Source organism: Pseudacidovorax sp. 1753, from assembly GCF_040544975.1.
In the GTDB taxonomy this organism is placed as follows: Bacteria; Pseudomonadota; Gammaproteobacteria; order Burkholderiales; family Burkholderiaceae_C; genus Xenophilus.
In genome coordinates this window covers 218323-235034 of sequence record NZ_JBEPKY010000001.1, presented here as the reverse complement: position 1 = coordinate 235034, position 16712 = coordinate 218323, and the positions used below count along the sequence as shown (strand labels likewise).

Annotated in this window: 12 protein-coding genes; 3 read left to right on the top strand and 9 right to left on the bottom strand. The window is 71.4% G+C overall.

Annotation, left to right across the window (positions count from 1 at the left end; all coding sequences use genetic code 11):
- The first annotated feature begins 61 nt into the window (after nucleotides 1-61).
- From ABIC63_RS01085 to ABIC63_RS01075, 3 genes are read left to right on the top strand one after another with little or no spacing between them, the layout of a single operon-like run.
- Complete coding sequence (locus ABIC63_RS01085; RefSeq protein ID WP_354318374.1) at nucleotides 62-1234, top strand: acyl-CoA dehydrogenase family protein; 1173 nt, start codon at nucleotides 62-64, stop codon at nucleotides 1232-1234.
- 34 nt (nucleotides 1235-1268) lie between these two features.
- A complete protein-coding gene (locus ABIC63_RS01080) occupies nucleotides 1269-1508 on the top strand; it encodes an acyl carrier protein (protein ID WP_017760834.1) in 240 nt (79 codons plus the stop codon).
- A gap of 17 nt (nucleotides 1509-1525) precedes the next feature.
- A complete protein-coding gene (locus tag ABIC63_RS01075) occupies nucleotides 1526-2965 on the top strand; it encodes an AMP-binding protein (RefSeq protein WP_354318373.1) in 1440 nt (479 codons plus the stop codon).
- Here ABIC63_RS01075 and ABIC63_RS01070 read toward each other — a convergent pair.
- The 9 genes from ABIC63_RS01070 to ABIC63_RS01030 form a co-directional block, all read right to left on the bottom strand.
- Entirely contained in the window at nucleotides 2955-3641 is a 687-nt protein-coding gene (locus tag ABIC63_RS01070; RefSeq protein ID WP_294367212.1) for an alginate O-acetyltransferase AlgF, read from the bottom strand. The genes ABIC63_RS01075 and ABIC63_RS01070 overlap by 11 nt on opposite strands.
- On the bottom strand, nucleotides 3641-5224 hold the full coding sequence (locus ABIC63_RS01065; protein ID WP_294367214.1) for an MBOAT family O-acyltransferase: 1584 nt from the start codon (nucleotides 5222-5224) through the stop codon (nucleotides 3641-3643). The genes ABIC63_RS01070 and ABIC63_RS01065 overlap by 1 nt, the downstream gene beginning before the upstream one ends.
- A 5-nt stretch (nucleotides 5225-5229) precedes the next feature.
- Entirely contained in the window at nucleotides 5230-6336 is a 1107-nt protein-coding gene (locus tag ABIC63_RS01060; RefSeq protein WP_294367623.1) for an alginate O-acetyltransferase AlgX-related protein, read from the bottom strand.
- A gap of 2 nt (nucleotides 6337-6338) precedes the next feature.
- The gene (locus ABIC63_RS01055; RefSeq protein ID WP_294367216.1) at nucleotides 6339-7328 is read right to left on the bottom strand and encodes an alginate O-acetyltransferase AlgX-related protein; all 990 of its coding nucleotides are present in this window, start codon (nucleotides 7326-7328) and stop codon (nucleotides 6339-6341) included.
- 61 nt (nucleotides 7329-7389) lie between these two features.
- Entirely contained in the window at nucleotides 7390-10593 is a 3204-nt protein-coding gene (locus ABIC63_RS01050) for an NfrA family protein (RefSeq protein ID WP_294367217.1), read from the bottom strand.
- On the bottom strand, nucleotides 10590-12287 hold the full coding sequence (locus ABIC63_RS01045) for a glycosyl transferase family protein (protein ID WP_354318372.1): 1698 nt from the start codon (nucleotides 12285-12287) through the stop codon (nucleotides 10590-10592). Before ABIC63_RS01045 ends, ABIC63_RS01050 begins: the two co-directional genes overlap by 4 nt.
- Before the next feature lie 198 nt (nucleotides 12288-12485).
- The gene (locus ABIC63_RS01040) at nucleotides 12486-14681 is read right to left on the bottom strand and encodes a cellulose biosynthesis cyclic di-GMP-binding regulatory protein BcsB (protein WP_354318371.1); all 2196 of its coding nucleotides are present in this window, start codon (nucleotides 14679-14681) and stop codon (nucleotides 12486-12488) included.
- Nucleotides 14678-15853, bottom strand: coding sequence for a non-hydrolyzing UDP-N-acetylglucosamine 2-epimerase (gene wecB, locus ABIC63_RS01035; protein WP_294367219.1), 1176 nt, complete (start codon nucleotides 15851-15853; stop codon nucleotides 14678-14680). The genes ABIC63_RS01040 and wecB overlap by 4 nt, the downstream gene beginning before the upstream one ends.
- A 411-nt stretch (nucleotides 15854-16264) precedes the next feature.
- Nucleotides 16265-16456, bottom strand: coding sequence for a CsbD family protein (locus ABIC63_RS01030; protein WP_017757436.1), 192 nt, complete (start codon nucleotides 16454-16456; stop codon nucleotides 16265-16267).
- Between the last annotated feature and the right edge of the window lie 256 nt (nucleotides 16457-16712).

Below are 16712 nucleotides of genomic sequence, written 5' to 3'. Positions count from 1 at the left end.
AAGCTTGCGAAAAGTGAACATATACTAAAAATGTATCAACATTCGCAAGTTGTGGACGGGCATGAAGGCCGCTGAATCGTTGTCTGCAGCGGCCTCCGTGGAGGACGCCACATCCCGTGCGGCCGAGGTGGCCGCCGCCCATGCCGATGCCGTCGACCGCGAAGGCCGGCTGCCCACCGAGGTGCTCGACGCCCTCCGGGCGGAAGGGCTCATGGGCCTGCTGGTGCCCGCCCGCCACGGCGGCCCCGGGCTGCCGCTGCGCACCGTGGTCAACGTCTGCCGGCGCCTGTCCGAGGCCTGCGCCTCGACCGGCCTGATCTACGCCATGCACCAGTCGCAGTCGGCCGTGGCCATCCAGCATGCGCAGAACAGCGACTGGCTGCAGGGCCTGCTGGCGCGCATGGCGTCCGGGCAGTTGCTGGTGGCCTCGGCCACCACCGAAGGCGCCACCGGCGGTGCCATCCGCTCCAGCGCCTGCTTCCTCGACCCGCAGACGGATGGCCGTCTGCAGCTGCGCAAGAACGGCGCCGTCATCTCCTATGCGCCTGCGGCCGACGTCTTCCTGGTGAGCGCCCGCCGCGCCGAGGATGCCGCGCCCACCGACCAGCGGCTGGTGGCCGTGCTCAAGGACCAGATCCAGCTGCACGCCCACGCGCCCTGGAACCCCATGGGCATGCGCGGTGCCCGCACCGACCGTTACGACCTGGGGGCCGACTGCGGGCCGGAGCAGGTCTATGCCGAGCCGTTCTCGGTGCACATGTCGCAGACCATGCTGCCCACCTCGCACCTGCTGCTGGGCGCCGTGTGGCTGGGTATCGCCGTCTCGGCGCTGGGCCGGGCGCGCGCCTTTCTGCGGCACCGCAACCGTGGCGGTGCGCCGCTCAATCCCATCGCCAACCTGCGGCTGGCCGAGGGCGAGACGCTGGTGCAGCAGTTCCGCGGCACGCTCGCCGCCTGCATGGCGCTCTACGAGGACGCCGACGGCCCGCAGACGGCCACCGAACGCATGGTCAGCTACAACGCGCTGAAGGTCGGCGCTTCGGAGCTGGTGGTGCGCGTCACCGACATCGCGCTGCGCATCTGCGGCATCCAGGGCTACATGGAGCCGGGCGAGTTCTACCTGAGCCGCCACATCCGCGATGCCCATGCCGCGGCCGTGATGGTCAACGACGACCGCATCCTCGGCAGCCTTTCCACCGTGGTGCTGGGCGTGCCGCTCAACCGCGACCTTTGAACATCGAGGCCCCGCGCCTCCGCCTTTTCCATCCATGACCACGCCTGCCGAGATCGAACAACAACTCATCGCCCTGATCCAGTCCGCCATCCTCAAGAAGGTGGACCCGGAGGTGCCCCTGCTCGAATCCGGCCTGCTCGATTCCGTGGCCGCCGTCGAGTTGATGCTGGCCATCGAGAGCCGCTTCGGCTGCACGGTGCCCATCACCGAGGCGCAGGAGCATCTTTACTCGGTGCGCACGCTGACCGACTTCGTGGTCGCCAACGCCGCCTGAGGCCTGCCCCGCCCGCCATGCATTTCGACTACGACAGCGGCCGCTTCGTCCAGACCGAGTCCGGCGGTGAGCGGCCCGCCATCGTGGCCCGCGACCGCCACCTGGACTGGGCCCAACTGCAGCGCGAGGCCGAAGCCTGGTGCGACGAGGCCCGCCGCCTGGGCCTGGGCGCGGACATGCCCATCGTCATCCGCGGCCACAAGGAAGCGGCCTTCATGGTGGCGCTGACGGGCGCGCTGATGCTGCGCGCGCCCTTCGTGCCGGTCGATGCCGTGTACCCGGCCGAGCGCCTGGCCAGCATCTGCCAGATCCTCGATGCCCATCTGCTCTACGACGCGGCCCAGGGCCGCTTCGAGGTGCTGCGCGACGGCGCCGGCACGCCGCTGGCCGAGAAGCAGCTCTGCTACGTGATGTTCACCTCGGGCACCACCGGCCAGCCCAAGGGCGTGCAGATCGGCCGCGAGAGCGTGCAGGGCCTGATCGACTGGATGCGTCTGGACTTCGGCCTCGGCGAGCGCCCGGTCTTCCTCGACCAGACGGTGTTCAGCTTCGATGTGTCGCTCTACGACGTGTTCGGCATGCTGGCGCTGGGCGGCACCATCCTTATGCTCGACCGGCAGGACGCCGCCTCGCCGCTGAAGGTGGCGGCATTGATGGCCGAGCATGGCGTGACGACCTGGGTGTCCACGCCGTCCTTCGCGCAGCAGCAGTTGGTCAACCCGGGCTTCACGCAGGCCGCGCTGCCGCAGTTGCGCGCCTTCGTCTTCTGCGGCGAGCCGCTGCCGGTGCCGCTGTGCCGGCAGCTGCGCAAACGCTTTCCCGATGTGCCGCTGCTCAACACCTATGGCCCCACCGAAGCCACGGTGGCGACCACGCTCCTGGTGGTGGAAGACGCCATGCTCGCCACCGACACGCCGCTGCCCATCGGCCGCGCCAAGCGCGACAGCGCCGTGTACTGCGACGAGGGCGAGCTGTGCATCGCCGGCCCGCATGTGATGCGCGGCTACCTCAACCGGCCCGACCTCAACGCCACGCGCATGTTCGTCCGCGACGGTCAGCGCGGCTTTCGCACAGGCGACCTCGGCACCGAGACCGAGGACGGCCTGCTCTTCTGCCATGGCCGCATCGACGACCAGATCAAGCTCAATGGCTACCGGCTGGAGCTGATGGAGGTGGACGCCGCCCTGGCCACGCTGCCGGGCAACCGCGGCGCCTCGGCGGTGGCCCTGCGCCGGCCCAACGGCGCCGTGGCCCGGCTGGTGGCCTTCGTCGAGACCGGGAGCGACGACCCGGCGCTGCCGGCCGAGCTGGCCGACTGGAAGGCGCTGCTGGCCGCGCGCCTGCCGCACTACATGATCCCGTCGGAGCTGCTGCCCTGCGCGCAGTTGCCGGTCTCGGTCAACTACAAGACCGACCGCGCCAGGCTGGCGCGGCTGTACGAGACGCTCAACGCTTGAAGGTGTCGGTGCGGGCCGGCTGCATCGTCAGCACCGGCTTGTCGGCCGTGCCGGTCATGAACAGGCTCAGATGGTCGCCGGCCTGCAGCGCGGGCAGGGCCTGCGCCGCGCTCGTGGCACCGCCGCAGGCCGCAGCCAGCTGGGCCTGCACCGGGTTCACCGAGCGTGCACCGGCCGCCATCGGCGCCACGTCGCGAACGACCGGCGTGCCGGCGGGTGCGATCTGCAACTGGGCCTTGGCACAGCCGGGCACCAGGTTGTAGAAGCGCAGCTCGGCCTTCAGCGCATCGGGCACGTCGCCCGTGTCGTCGATGGCGGTGAAGGCATAGGCGCTGCCCTCGCGCCGCAGCACCCAGGTGCCGAAGCGGTCGGGCTGCACCTCCAGCGTCGCGCTTTTCTTTCCCCCCACCTGAACGGCGAAGGGCCGGCCGCCGGCCACGATGGCATAGCTGGTGGCGGGCGTCTGCGGCCCGATGCGCTGGGCCGGGCCGTCGGCCACTTGTACCAGCAGCGTCTCGGTCGTGGGGTTGACCACGCGCACGAAGGACGAGCCGGCCGGTGGCCGCGCGGCATACAGCTGCGACAGGGCGCCGTCCTGGGCCTGGGCGGGCAGTGTCACGAAGGCGGAGACGGCGGGCAGCACCAGCGCGCGAAGGAGGAAGGCGAGAGGCTTCATCAGAATTGAAAGTAGAGGAACCGCGCTTCGCGATGCAGGTTCATGACGCTGACCAGCAGCAGGATCAGCACCACGACCAGCCAGCCTGTGCTCGGCTGCCAGCGCAGCCACGTGGGCCGGCCTTCCTGCACGCGCCCCAGGGCAGGCGAGAAGCGGCCGAGGATCTGGTAGGCGTTCGGCGCGCCCCAGGCGATGGCCAGCAGCCCCACGATCAGCAGCGCCTGCATGTGGCGGCCGATCAGCGCCTGCCAGCCCGCCCAGCCCTGCGCCAGCAGGCCGGCCGTCTGCGCGCCGCCCAGCGACTCCACGCCGCGCAGCCCGGCCATGCCTTCGAGCAGTGCCAGGGCGCCCTGCACGTCATGGGCGCGGAAGAACACATGCGCCACCGTCACCGAGGCAAAGGTCAGGCCCACGCAGGCGATGAGCCACAGCCGCTTGCCGCGCGCACCCTGCGGCGCGATGCGTGGCGCCAGGCCGATGCGCCAGGCGTGGTTGAGGCACAGGTAGCTGCCATGCAGCAGCCCGTAGATGAAGAACTGCAGCCCTGCGCCATGCCACACGCCCGCCAGGCCCATGGTGTAGAGCGTGGGCCAGCCGATCATCAGCGCGAAGCCCAGCGGCGTGCGGCTGCCGGCGGCACCCACCGGCAGGCCGCGGCGGCTGCGCCAGCGCGACACCTTCATGGCCATCGGGTAGTAGAGGTAGGTGGTGAGGTAGCGCGTCAGCGTCATGTGCCAGCGCGCCCAGTAGTCGATGATGCTGGCCGCCTTGAAGGGCGAGTTGAAGTTCAGCGGAAAGCGCACGCCGAACATCTTGGCCAGGCCCAGCGCCATGTCCGAATAGCCCGAGAAGTCGAAGTACAGCTGCAGCGTGTAGGCCAGCGCGGCGCCCCAGGCGCCCCAGAACTGAGGGTCGCCCGGCGCCGCGAAGCCGGCGTCGGCATAGGGTGCGATGCTGTCGGCCAGCAGCACCTTCTTGGCCAGCCCGATGACGAACAGCGTGCCGCCCACCGACAGGTTCTCGGCGCGGAAGCGGTAGGTCTCGGCCTGGTCGAACTGCGGCATCATTTCCTTGTGATGCAACACCGGCCCCGCGATCAGGTGCGGGAAGAAGGTGACGAACAGCGTGTGGTTGAGCAGGCTCGCCTTCTTCACCGCGCCGGCCTGGCAGTCCAGCAGGTAGCCGATCTGCGTGAAGGTGAAGAAGGAGATGCCCAGCGGCAGCAGGATGTCCTGCACCGGCCCCGCGCGCAGCCCCAGGTCGGCCAGCGCAGCCAGTAGCGTGGTGAAGTACTTGTAGTGGAACAGCAGCGCCAGGTTGCAGCCCACGCCCACCGCGGTGATCCACCACTGCCGGCGCTTGTCGGCAGCACTGCCGATGATGAGCCGGCTGAACACATGGTTGACCAGGATCGAGCCGGCCAGCAGCGCGACGAAGCGCGGGTTCCACCAGCCGTAGAAGACGAAGGAGGTCAGGCACAGCCACAGCGCCGCCCAGCGCCGGCCGGCCGCGGCCAGGGCGTAGTAGCCACCCAGCGCCACTGGCAGGAAGAGGAACAGGAAGAGGTACGAGTTGAACAGCATGCGCGTCAGGGCAGGGCGGCGGCGGCACGCGCCTCGTCGGCGCTCAGGGGCAGCGAGAGCGAGAGCTCGGAGAAGGTCCACACCACGAGCTTGAGGCTGGCGGGCCAACGGTCCTGCTGGGCCAGGGCGGCCAGCATGGCGCCGGAGAAGTAGCCGCCGTCGTGGCTGATGGTCCAGACCTCGCGTCCGAGCTGGCGGCCCAGGCGGCCGGGGAATTCGCTGCGAAGGCCGTTGGAGTCGCCCACCAGCAGCACCTCGGCCGACGGTCCCGCATCCAGCAGACCGCCAGTGGCCACGGGCACGATGCGCTCGGGCGTGAATTGCTCCAGCGTCGGGCGCCAACCTTCGGGCATTCGATCCAGGCCGGCCAGCACGATCAGGTCGCCCATGCGCGGCTCGGGCGCTGCGCCGCGCTGCTCGTCGAAGCGCTGGCTGCCCGGGCCGCCGAGCATCGGCAAGGCGGCGCGGGCGATGGCGTCGGCCGCCGCCTCGGCGCCCGCCGGGGCCATGTGCACGTCGGTGCGGTAGTAGGCCTGGGGCAGGGCCGCCAGCGCAGGGCGCAGGTCCACCTGCGTCACGCCGGCCTCGGCCAGGCGCTGCTGCCAGTCGTCCAGCCGGGCCTGCATGACGGTCGACACCGGCAGGCCGCACAGGTGCGCGGCCTCGATGCGCGACTTGTCCGGCACCGTGGCCACCACCAGTTGCACGCCGCGCGCGCGCAGCACCTGCGCCCAGTGCCGCATCAGGGCCAGGCGGCGCGCATAGGCCGCGGCCGCGACGGCCTCGCCGGCCGGTGGCCGCAGCCCGTCGCGGTAGAAGAGCCAGCCCGGGCAGCCCGGGGCCACCTGCGGACCCAGGTCGCCCAGCAGGCGCCAGCGCAGGCCGGCACCCCAGCGCGTCCAGTCGGACTGGCCGGGCAAGGCGCCCAGCGTGCGGTTCATGGCGGCCTCGGCGCCGGTCTGCTGCCAGGCGGTGCGATCCGTCGTTCCCAGCCGCCACGCGCCCCAGGCGAGGCCGGCGACCAGCAGCAGGCCGATGACGATGGCGAAGGGGACGTGCCGGCGGTCGGGGGGGGCGGAGGCGGAGGGCGGGGGCGCCGGCGGTGCGGCCATGCTCACGCGAGCGCGGCCTGGATGCGGCGCTGCCACTCCTCGGCCGACACCACCGACGCGCTGTCCCACAGCCCGCGCGCGTCCGGTCCCAGGTGGAAGTTGGGCTCGAACAGCTGCCACACCAGCGCCTGCGGCTTCTGCTGGCGGAAGGCATTCGATTCCACGTACTCGAGCAGCACCCGCCAGAAGCCCACGTCGCCCGGCTTCCAGTTGACCGACACCGGCCGGTCCAGCACGTTCGACAGCTTCTGCGGAAAGCCGAAGTAGGGCTGCACCATGCTGTTGCCGGTGACGTGCACCGGCGAGGGCGCGTCGGCCAGCAGGCTTTCTCCGTCGCCGGCGCGGCGCACCGAGTAGATCTCGCGGCCCACGGCGCGGCGCTGCTCGGGCGACAGGAAGCGGTCCGCCAGATCGCCGTAGCGGCGCTCGTTGATCAGCGGCCCCAGCGCCATGCCGGTGCCGGGCTGGCCGGCCAGGTTGGGCACCTTCTGGCGGATCAGGTCGGCCGTGGCCTGGGCCGTGGCGTCGGCCGCGGGCTGCGCCCAATGCTGGTCGGTGCGGTAGTAGACCGCCTGGCCGGCGGCCTTGAGGGCCATCAGCAGCTTGTCGTCGTCGAAGGTGGCCACGCCCGCCGTCTGCAGGCGCGAGAGGATGCCGGCGTAGCGCTGGCGCATCTCGGGCGACATGGGCTTGTCCGCGGGCAGCTTCTCCTCGTAGATGCGCATCTTGTCGGGCAGCACCGGCACCACCAGGGCCACGCCCTTGGCCGCCAGCAACTGGCTCACCTGCACCACGCGCGCCACGGTGGCGTCGATGCCCTTCCAGTCGGGCGTGGTCAGGCTGTCCCAGGCCGCGAAGATGTAGTTGTCCTGGCCCACGAAGGCCAGGTTGTCGGCGGGCTGGGCCCGTGCCAGGCCGGCCAGGGCCAGGCCCATGGGCAGGCCCAGCAGGTGGCGGCGTCGCAGGCCGCTGGCGGTGCGGTCGTCGGTCATGGATGCAAACCCCTCGTCGTGTCGTCTCGGTGCGCGCGGTTGGGCCGCGCGTCGGCAGGAATCAGTAGGAATAGGACAGCGTCATGAACAGGCCCTTGGCCCGGTCGGCATCGCCGCCCAGGCGGGCGCGGTACTGCAGGCTCAGGTCGGCATGCGAGCGCTGGGCGTTGTAGCGGTCCTCGTTGAGCCAGTAGCGCAGGTTGACGCCGATGCCGGCGCCGGCGGACCAGCTGCTGCCGTTGCCCGCCAGCGCGAAGCTGCTGGCGCCGGCCAGCGGCACGCCGCTGACGCGCGCCTGCGTCGAGTACCAGTCGGCCGCCAGCGTGACGTGCGGGAACACCACCAGCCGGTCGCTGTACGAGGTCAGGAAGCTGCGGCCCACGCGCACTTCACCGGCCGCGAAGCCCTGGCCGCGGCGCAGGCGCCCGTTGCCGGTGGCGAGCGTGTTGCCCGAGGCATCGCGCTCGGTGTAGTCCACGCCATGGTCCAGCAGCGTGTAGCCGGCCTGCACGTAGCCTTCCATCGTGTACCAGCTGGGCTTGTCCAGCCGCAGCGCGGTGCCCTCGTAGAAGCCGTAGAGCATGTAGGCCTGCCACCCGCCCGAGGCCTTGCCGCCCTGGTAGTCGATGGTGGCGGCCTGGCTGTTGAGTGCGCAGCGCACCGAGGCCGGCCCGGCGTTGATGGCGCCCGAGCGCGTGGCCGTGCCCAGCAGGAACTGACGCTCGATGCCGAAGGTGAGGTTGGTGCCCGCATCGGGCGTGAAGCGCGCGCCGATGGCGCCCGTGGTCGACGGCCAGCCCGAGGCGCTGTTGAAGGTGCCCTGGCTCACGGTGGTCGTGCCGCCGCAGGGGTTGTCCACCACCTGCGCGCCGGTCACCGTGTTGCCGCTGTGCAGCGTGTTGGACAGCCGGCCGTAGACCTCGAAGGTGCGGTTGCTGCTGTTGAGGAACTCCGGCGGGCGCCAGTAGGCCTCCACGGTGCTGAAGGTGGAATTGCCCGGCACCGAGATCGGCTGGCCGGCCAGCGCGTTCGAGGGCGAGCGCGCGCCGCGGTAGCCCACCGAGGCGTTGACGCCCCATTCGCGCGAGAAGTTGGCGACGGCGCTGCGGGTGTCGAAGCGCTGCTGCCTGTCGAGCGTGAGCTTGCCCGCGTCGGCATCGTCGATGGCCTGCCGCAGCATGGCGGCGGCGGCGGGGCGGTTGCCGACGGCGGCGGTGGCATAGGCCTCGTCCAGCACGTTGGTCTCGGGCGCCTCGCCGGTGCTGCGCGCCGCCACGAAGTCCTGCAGCGACAGGTCGTACTGCTTGCGCGCGCCATAGAGGTAGGCGCGCTGGCGCAGCAGGCCGGCGTCGGTGGGCTTGGCCGCCAGGGCGGTGTTCAGGCGGTCCATGGCCTCCTGCTGCTCCTGCGCATTGCCGGAGGCCAGCGTGGTGGTCAGCAGGTTCTGGTTGGCCTCGCTGTCGGGCTGCTCGGCCACGGCGCGGCGGGCCAGGGCGATGGCCTTGGGGTATTCCTGCCGGCCATAGGCCGCATAGGCACGGCTGGCGGGGCTGTCGGTGCCCGGGTCGTCCCAGGGCGCCAGTTCGCAGACGGTGCCGTAGGGCGTGTCGCGGCACAGCTGCAGCGGCGCATGGGTCTCCAGGCTGTTGTCGGCGTCGGTGCCCCAGCCGGCGAAGCGGCTTGCACGCTTGAGCCTTGCCTGCGCCTGGGCATCGTCCGCCGGCAGCGGGGCCAGCAGCGCCTTGGCGCGATCGGGCTGGTCGGCGGCCAGCGCCAGGTCGGCGCCGATCAGCCGGGCATTGCGGCGCTGGTCGTCGGTGATCCAGTCCAGCGCCAGCACCTCGTCGATGTCCTGCTGCGCGGCGGCGGTCTCGCCCAGCGACTGGCGCAGGTAGGCGCGCAGCAGCTGCACGCCGGTGTTCTCGTCGTCGGCCGACAGGGCTTCGGTGGCGGCCTTCTCGGCTGCGGCGTCGTCGCGCATGGCCTGCAGCACACCGATGAGCAGCATGCGGTGGCTGGCCACGTCGGGCGCGATGCGCACCGCATCGCGGGCCTCGGCCAGCGCCTCGCGGTTGCGGCCCTTGTTGAGGGCGGCGTAGGCGGCCTGGGCGTGCAGGTTGGCGATCTGCTGCCGCGCCAGTCGCATGCGGGCCATGATCGCGTCCTTGTTGGGCGCGCCCAGGGCCATGGCCACGTTGCCGTACTGCACCACGTCGTCGTAGCGCTGCTGGTTCTCCAGCGCGTTGAGCCACAGCAGGGTCCAGGGCCCTTGGCTGGGATCGATGCGCACCGCCTGCTCGGCCAGCTTTGCGGCCTCGGCGTACTTGCCGTCGTTGTAGAGGGTGTAGGCCTCGGTGGCGATGGGAAAGCCGCGGCGATAGGCCTCGGTGGTGGGGGCGGCGCCGGTGCCGGCGGGCGCCGGACGCAGGTTGACCAGCGCGGCCTGCAGCTCGGGGCTGCCGTGGCCCTGCGCGATGGCCTGCGCGGCGCTGCGTTCGGCCTCGTCCAGGCGGCCGAGCTTCTGCAGCGTGTAGACGCGCAGCAGCTGCAGGCGCGGCACGTCCGGCCGCAGCTTGAGGGCCGCGTCGGCGCGCTCCAGGGCCAGGGCATAGCGGCCCTGGTTGTAGGCGCGGTAGCCCTGCGCGGCCAGGCGCCAGGCGGTGCCGCGCAGGCGGTTGCCGCCGCGGCTCGCGCGGCCGGCGCGGGGCCCGGGCGCACGCGCGGCGGGGGCCGCGCGGCGCTCGCCGGGCCGCACGAACTGCGCGGGCGCGTCGGGCGAGGGCGACTCCTGCAACTGCGCCAGGTCCAGCCGAGTGGGGATCGTCGGCAGGCGGCGGGCGCCGGCGCCCAGCACCACGTCCGGCCCGCCGGGCGGGAAGGGGCCCTGCGGCGGCGCCGGCGGCGGCGCACCGCCGATCTGCATGAGCGGGTCGGCGTCGGCGGAAGAGGGCAGGCCCCGCGGCTCGATGCGGGCCATGCGCACCATGGCCAGGCTGTCGCCCGACAGGCGCCGGCGCCAGCCGGGCAGTTCGGCCATCTGCAGGGCGTCCTGCGGTGTCTCGGGCACGGGCGTGGGCGCCGGCTGTCCGCCGGCCGTGGCCGTCTCGGGCAGCGCCAAACGGTAGGCGACACGCAGCTGGACGCCGGTGTCCTGCCCGGCGGGTGCCTCGGCGGCGAGGGGCGCGACCGAGGCCAGGGCCGGCATCACCGGCCAGGCCGCGGCCAGGGCCATCGCCAGCGTGGCTTTGCGGTGCAGCGGTTTCATGCGGGAGCCTGTTGTTGGGTGTGGGTTTCGAGGCCGACGAACTGCGAGTCGTTCTCCTGGAAGGCGATGGCCTCGTCGAGGGTGGCGTCGTCCAGCCAGCCGTTGTCCACCAGGATGGCGCCCAGCGGCCGGCGCGACTGCGCCTGCTGGCGCAGCGCGGCCTCCAGGTGCTCGGGGTCGATGGCCCGCCATGACAGCAGCAGCTCGCCCAGGCGCTGGCGCGTCTGCACCAGGTGGTCGTCGGAGGGGAAGTCGTGCATGGTCTTGTCCCACACCAGCCGCGTGCCGAAGAGCTTGTGCGACAGGAACAGGCGCCAGGCCCGGGCCGCGGCGGCGGCATTGATGAAGTTGCCCACCACCATTCGCGGCACCGACAGCAGGCCGTGCTCCCAGCCGTACATGCGGGTCACGAACCAGGCGCGCTGCAGCACGCGCCAGACCAGCAGCACGCCGTTGATGGCCATCACCGTCACCACCCAGCTGCCCGGATGCAGCAGCGGCGGGTAGTGCACGGTGAACCAGCCGAACTGGTAGGCCAGGAAGAACAGCATGAAGTTCAGCACCAGCAGGTAGCCCAGCATGGCGACGAAGGAGGTCACCAGGCCCTTGCGGTCACGGTAGAGCAGGTACTTGGCCGCGAGCGAGCCGCGCCAGCCCACCTGCTCCCAGCCCTGGAAGCCGATGCCCAGCGTCCAGCGGGCCTTCTGCCGGTAGGCGGTGCGGAAGGTGTCGGGGAAGAACTCCCGCACGCCCAGCGGCATGCGCAGGGCATGCACCTTCTCGCGCCCCAGGCCGAACCACGAGCTGCGCCGCGTCACGTATTCCACCTCGAAGCGGCCGAAGATCTGCTTCATGCCGAGCTGGCCCAGGCGGTTGCCGATGTCGTAGTCCTCGGTCAGGCTGTCCACGTTGAAGGGCTGGTTCTGCGTGGCCTCGGCCAGGGTGTGCAGGGCGCGCAGCGAGAAGCAGGTGCCCACGCCGGCCGACGGCACGGTGCCCGCCAGGCTCTCGCGCACCACCAGGTCCTTGCTGTGCCATTCGGCGAACTCGTCCATGTAGGTGCCGGCCACCAGTTCGAACCAGTGGCGCTCCAGCGAGGTCACCGGCAGCTGGATGAAGTCCATCCGCGGCAGCAGGTAGTTGTAGTACTTGAGCTCCAGCGGGTGGAGCACGTCCTCGCTGTCGTGCAGCACCACGCCCGCGAAGCGCTGGCCGGTGGACTTCTCGTACTTGAACACGGCCTGCACGACCCAGTTGAGGCAGTCGGCCTTGCAGGTGGGGCCGTCGTGCGGCACCTCCACGCGCACCAGGTGGCGGTAGCGCCGGCGCATGCGCTCCACCTCCTCGATGGTGCGCGCGTCGTTGCGGTAGGTGCCCACGAAGATCGCGTAGTCGCGGTACTCCAGCGTGGAGACCATGTTGGCCAGCATGGGCGCGATCACGTCGTACTCGTGCCACGCCGGGATCATGATGGCCATGGGCTGCTCTGCGCGTTCGCGCAGCTGCGCCACCGACAGCGGCGCATAGCGCCGCCGCACGGTGAGCGCGCGCCAGGCCTCGCGCACCCAGTACCAGAGGTCGATGAACAGGTCGTCCAGCCCCGAGATCAGCACCAGCACCGCCACGGTCGCCGTCAGCACCTCCAGCAGGTGGTAGTAGTCGGCCGCCAGGTACGGCCAGTAGAGCGAGTCCATGCGGGAAAAGAGCCTCAGCGCCGCATGCCGGCCGATGGCGGCGCCATCCTCTGCCGGCATCGGCAGGACCGGGCACTTGCGCGAAACAAGAGGCCGCGGAGCAGGCCACGCGCGTGCACCCGCGGAACTGGCTTTGCCAGGCCGCCGGGTGCGCCCCCTTCAGGGGGGGGGCGTAGCGCGCAGCGCGCAGCCTGGGGGTCACTTGTTCCGGTCATGGCGACGCTTCAGGCGATGGGCGATCACGAAGAGCAGCAGCAGTGCCAGCAGCGCGAAGGCGATCACCGGCACGCCCCACGACAGGTGGCGGCGCCATTCGGCCAGGAAGCCGGAGCCTTCGGGCGCGGCGTCGCTGTTGGCCGCGGCGCTGCCATCGGACCAGGCCACCGGGCCCTCATCGCCCAGCACGGCCAGGTCGCCACGGTTGAGCACGAAGGGCTTGCCCAGCGCCGGCTGCGTGCCCAGCACCTGGTAGACGAGGCCGTACTGGCCGTGGCTGCTGGCCACCTCGATGGCACTGGCCTGGCTCAGGCCGCCGACGTCCAGCCAGGGCGACTGCTTGCCGTTGATGCGCAGGTGGCCGTCCTTGACGGACACGCGGGCATTGGCACCGTCGACCGGCACCTGCAGCGCCAGGAAGGGGCGGGCGGGGCTGAAGGCACCCTGGCCCTGCACCACCAGCTCGGCCCGCACGGGGCTCACGCCCGATGCGGCGGCGATGCGCACCAGGCGCGGCAGCGTGGCGATGGCGTCGGCCAGGTAGGACTCGGGCACGGCCACCTGCGGGTGGTAGGCCATCAGCGGCAGCAGGCCGACGAAGGTGCCGTCGGGCGCGGCGTCGCCCGTGCGCAGGGCGGTGGTGCGCAGCACCTGCACGGGGTAGGCCTGGGGCGCCTCGTTGCAGCCGTCGTAGTAGGGCTGGCGCTGGATGGCCACGCGCAGCACGTTGTTCAGGCCCAGCACGTAGCTGGGCACGCGGGCGTCGATGCGCTCGGGATGGCCGTCGGCGTTGAGCTGGCGGGCGCCGAGCAGGGTGTCGTTCCAGTACACCGTGGCCACCGGGCGCGAGCGGCCCGCGCTGGGCGAGACGGCCAGGTCGACGCCGATGTCGGTGGGCAGGCGGCCGTCGGCCGACAGCGCGGCCAGCGGCATGGTGACGGTCCAGTCGCCCTTGGCGAGCACGTCGAAGTTGGGGTTGGTGCCGCCCCACTGCGTCGGATGGATGACCGTGCGGCTGCCGGCTTCGGCCTGGTCGGCCTTGTCGATCACGGCATTGCGGCCGATGAGCACGTTGCGCCAGGCGTCGGCGAAGGCACCGGCGGCCTGCGCGCCGGCATCTTCGGCCAGCACGATCACGGGCCGCGCACCCAGCGTGGCCAGCCGCACCATGTGCGAGGGCATGCCGTCGGCGGCCAGGGCGGTCTGCCGGCCGCGCCAGTCCGACAGCGCGCGGGCGGCGTCGGCATCGGCATTGAGTTGCGTGGCCAGCGCGTCGAGCGCGGCATTCATCTGCTGGCGCAGGGTGGCGTCCATGACGAGCAGGTCGCCCGTGGCGGCACCGGAGCCCAGCACCATCAGCGCGCCCACCTCGGCGGCATCGCGGATCTGGTGGCGGGCGTCGCCGGCGGCCAGGCCCGAGAAGGCGGGCAGGCCGGCCAGCGCGGGCGGGATCTGCCAGCCCTGGGTGTCGACGCTGTCGCCCACCGCGGGGAAGCTGCGCACGTTGATCTGGCGGCCGGCCTGTTCCATGGCCAGGCCGATGCGCCAGGCGCTGTCGTAGGCGCCCTTGGACAGGCGCTTGCCGGCCACGATCATCGTCGGCCTGGCGGGCAGCGCCATCCAGGCGTCGGCCAGGTTGGTCAGGGCGCCGCTGGTGAAGCGGTAGGTGAAGCGGGTGTCGGGCTCGACGGCCAGCACGTTGCCCGAGGGACGCTCATAGGCGCAGATGCGCTCGGGCGAGTTGTTGATCCAGCTGACGCCCAGGCGCAGGAAGCCGTCGACGATGGTGCGGGTGTCCACCTTCAGCACCTGGCTGGCGTCGCCCTCGGCCGTGTCCACCCGGGTGGCATAGCTGGGCCGGCCGTTGACGGCCAGCGTCATCGAGGTGCGGGCCTCCTCGGGCTTGTAGTAGCGGCCGCGGAAGTCGATGCCCGCATCGGCAATGGCCACGTTGCGCGGCACCGGCAGGTAGAACTCCTGCTTGGCGTCGAAGCCGGTGAGCAGCACGGTGCGGGTGATCCCCAGGTCGGCCAGCGTGAAGCTGCGCGTGACCCAGGTCTCGCCCTGCAGTCGCTGCAGGGCGTCGCCCGCAGGACTGGCCAGGGCGGCGACGGGGGCCAGCAGGCCGATCCCGAGGACCAGTGGAAGAGGATGAAGCAGGCGGTGGGGCAGTCTCATGCGAAGTCCAGGCTCGGAACGGAAGCGGGTTGGAGGGGCGGGGGCGCGAACTCGGCCACGGGGCGGCCGCACAGCGCATCGACGATGCGGCGGCAGGCATGGCCGTCGCCGTAGGGGTTGCCGCGGCGGGCGATCTCGGCATGGGCGTGCGGGTCGTCCAGCAGGCGCCGGGCGGCGCGCAGGATGCGCTCGGGCGCCGTGCCCACCAGGTGGGCGGTGCCGGCGGCCACGGCCTCGGGGCGTTCGGTCACGTCGCGCATCACCAGCACGGGTTTGCCGAGGTGGGGCGCCTCTTCCTGCACGCCGCCGGAGTCGGTCAGGATCAGGTGGGCGCGGCGCATCAGCCAGATGAAGTCCAGGTAGCCCACCGGCTCGATCAGGTGGACATTGGGCAGGCCGTGCAGCAGCTGCATCACGACGCCGCGCACGTTGGGATTCATGTGCACCGGATAGACCACCTCGACGTCGTCGCGCAGGGCCAGCTCGCGCAGGGCGGCGCAGATCTGCCGGAAGCCGTCGCCGAAGTTCTCGCGCCGGTGGCCGGTGACCAGCACCAGCCGGCGGCCGGGCGCGAGCCAGCCGTAGCGGCCGGAGACGGTGGCCGACAGCGCGGGATCGGCGTCCAGCCGGGCCAGCGCGGCGGCCAGCGCGTCGATGACGGTGTTGCCCGTCACCCAGGCGCGGCCGCCCAGGTTCTCGCGTCGCAGCGCATCGCGCGCGGCGGGCGTGGGGGCGAACATCCACTCGCTCATCACATCGACGACGCGGCGGTTCATCTCCTCGGGGAAGGGCGCCTTCATGTCGCCGCTGCGCAGGCCTGCCTCCACATGGCCCACCGGGATGCGCAGGTGGAAGGCGGCCAGGGCGCAGGCGGCGGCGGTGGTGGTGTCGCCATGCACCAGCACGCAGTCGGGGCGCAGTTCGCGCAGCACCTCGTCCATGCGCGTCGTGAGGCGGGCGCTGAGTTGGTTGAGCGTCTGGTCCGGCTGCATCACGTCCAGGTCGTGATCGGCCTTCAGGCCGAACAGCCCCATGGCCTGCGCCAGCATCTCGCGGTGCTGGCCGGTGATGCACAGGGTGCTGCGCAGCTGGGGCTCCGCGGCCAGCGCGGACACCAGGGGCGCCATCTTGATGGCTTCGGGGCGGGTTCCAAAAATCGAGAGGACGTGCATCGGAAGGCGGAAAACGTGCCGCGGCCAGAGCGCCCGGACGGCGGACTCCGCCGCGTCCCCGGGACTCTTGGCTTCAACGGTACGGACTGTTAACTTTAGTTAACTATGGTATCGAGCGTGCCGGACGAGACGCCGAACTACACGCTGAAAAGGGACTGAAATGTGAACTATTGTTAACTAACGGCGAGCGTCGCCGGGCTTTCCCAGCGGAGCCTGACTCCGTGCGCCCAGGCCATGTGGCCGATGACCCGGTCCAAAGCAAAAGGTCCCCCTGCCGGTGAAGGCAGGGGGACCTTGAAAAGGGGGGCGGCGGGGATCGCCGCCGACCGCGGGGGCCCCGGCGCCCAGCATCTTCGGCCGCGCCCCGACGGGCGGGCGGAAAACAGGGGCCGGCTCCGCGGCGGTGGACGCTCAGTGGCGCAGCTTGTCGGCGGCGTCCTTGGCCGCTTCCTTGGTGTCGCCGTAGGCTTCCTGGGCCTTGCCGGCGGCCTTGTCGGCCATGCCTTCGGCCTGCATCTTTTCGCTGCCGAAGGCCTTGCCCACGGTCTCCTTGACCGAACCCTTGGCCTGCTTCAGGTTGCCCTGCACGGAATCCTTGTTCATGAATACCTCCTGGTCGAAGCGCCTGCGGCGGGATTGCCCCAGGCATTCGCGATGCGGCGAATGCATCCATGCTAGGCAGACGAGGCGTGCAGAACAGGGCGGACCACCCCATGCCGGCGTAGTGCGGAAAGCCTGCCGCCTGTAGGCGCCGGATGGCGTGGGCCGTCGCTTTTGCATGCCTCCCCACGAAGCGACTTCCTGCCTGGCTGGCGCGGGTACGTCCATCCACCATAAGGCGCACGTTGCGGCCTAGCCA

Bases quoted from the DNA above. Each gene is read 5' to 3' on its own strand.
- ABIC63_RS01085 (WP_354318374.1), top strand. From the start codon at position 62: ATGAAGGCCGCTGAATCGTTGTCTGCAGCGGCCTCCGTGGAGGACGCC.
- ABIC63_RS01080 (WP_017760834.1), top strand. From the start codon at position 1,269: ATGACCACGCCTGCCGAGATCGAACAACAACTCATCGCCCTGATCCAG.
- ABIC63_RS01075 (WP_354318373.1), top strand. From the start codon at position 1,526: ATGCATTTCGACTACGACAGCGGCCGCTTCGTCCAGACCGAGTCCGGC.
- ABIC63_RS01070 (WP_294367212.1), bottom strand. From the start codon at position 3,641: ATGAAGCCTCTCGCCTTCCTCCTTCGCGCGCTGGTGCTGCCCGCCGTC.
- ABIC63_RS01065 (WP_294367214.1), bottom strand. From the start codon at position 5,224: ATGCTGTTCAACTCGTACCTCTTCCTGTTCCTCTTCCTGCCAGTGGCG.
- ABIC63_RS01060 (WP_294367623.1), bottom strand. From the start codon at position 6,336: ATGGCCGCACCGCCGGCGCCCCCGCCCTCCGCCTCCGCCCCCCCCGAC.
- ABIC63_RS01055 (WP_294367216.1), bottom strand. From the start codon at position 7,328: ATGACCGACGACCGCACCGCCAGCGGCCTGCGACGCCGCCACCTGCTG.
- ABIC63_RS01050 (WP_294367217.1), bottom strand. From the start codon at position 10,593: ATGAAACCGCTGCACCGCAAAGCCACGCTGGCGATGGCCCTGGCCGCG.
- ABIC63_RS01045 (WP_354318372.1), bottom strand. From the start codon at position 12,287: ATGGACTCGCTCTACTGGCCGTACCTGGCGGCCGACTACTACCACCTG.
- ABIC63_RS01040 (WP_354318371.1), bottom strand. From the start codon at position 14,681: ATGAGACTGCCCCACCGCCTGCTTCATCCTCTTCCACTGGTCCTCGGG.
- wecB (WP_294367219.1), bottom strand. From the start codon at position 15,853: ATGCACGTCCTCTCGATTTTTGGAACCCGCCCCGAAGCCATCAAGATG.
- ABIC63_RS01030 (WP_017757436.1), bottom strand. From the start codon at position 16,456: ATGAACAAGGATTCCGTGCAGGGCAACCTGAAGCAGGCCAAGGGTTCG.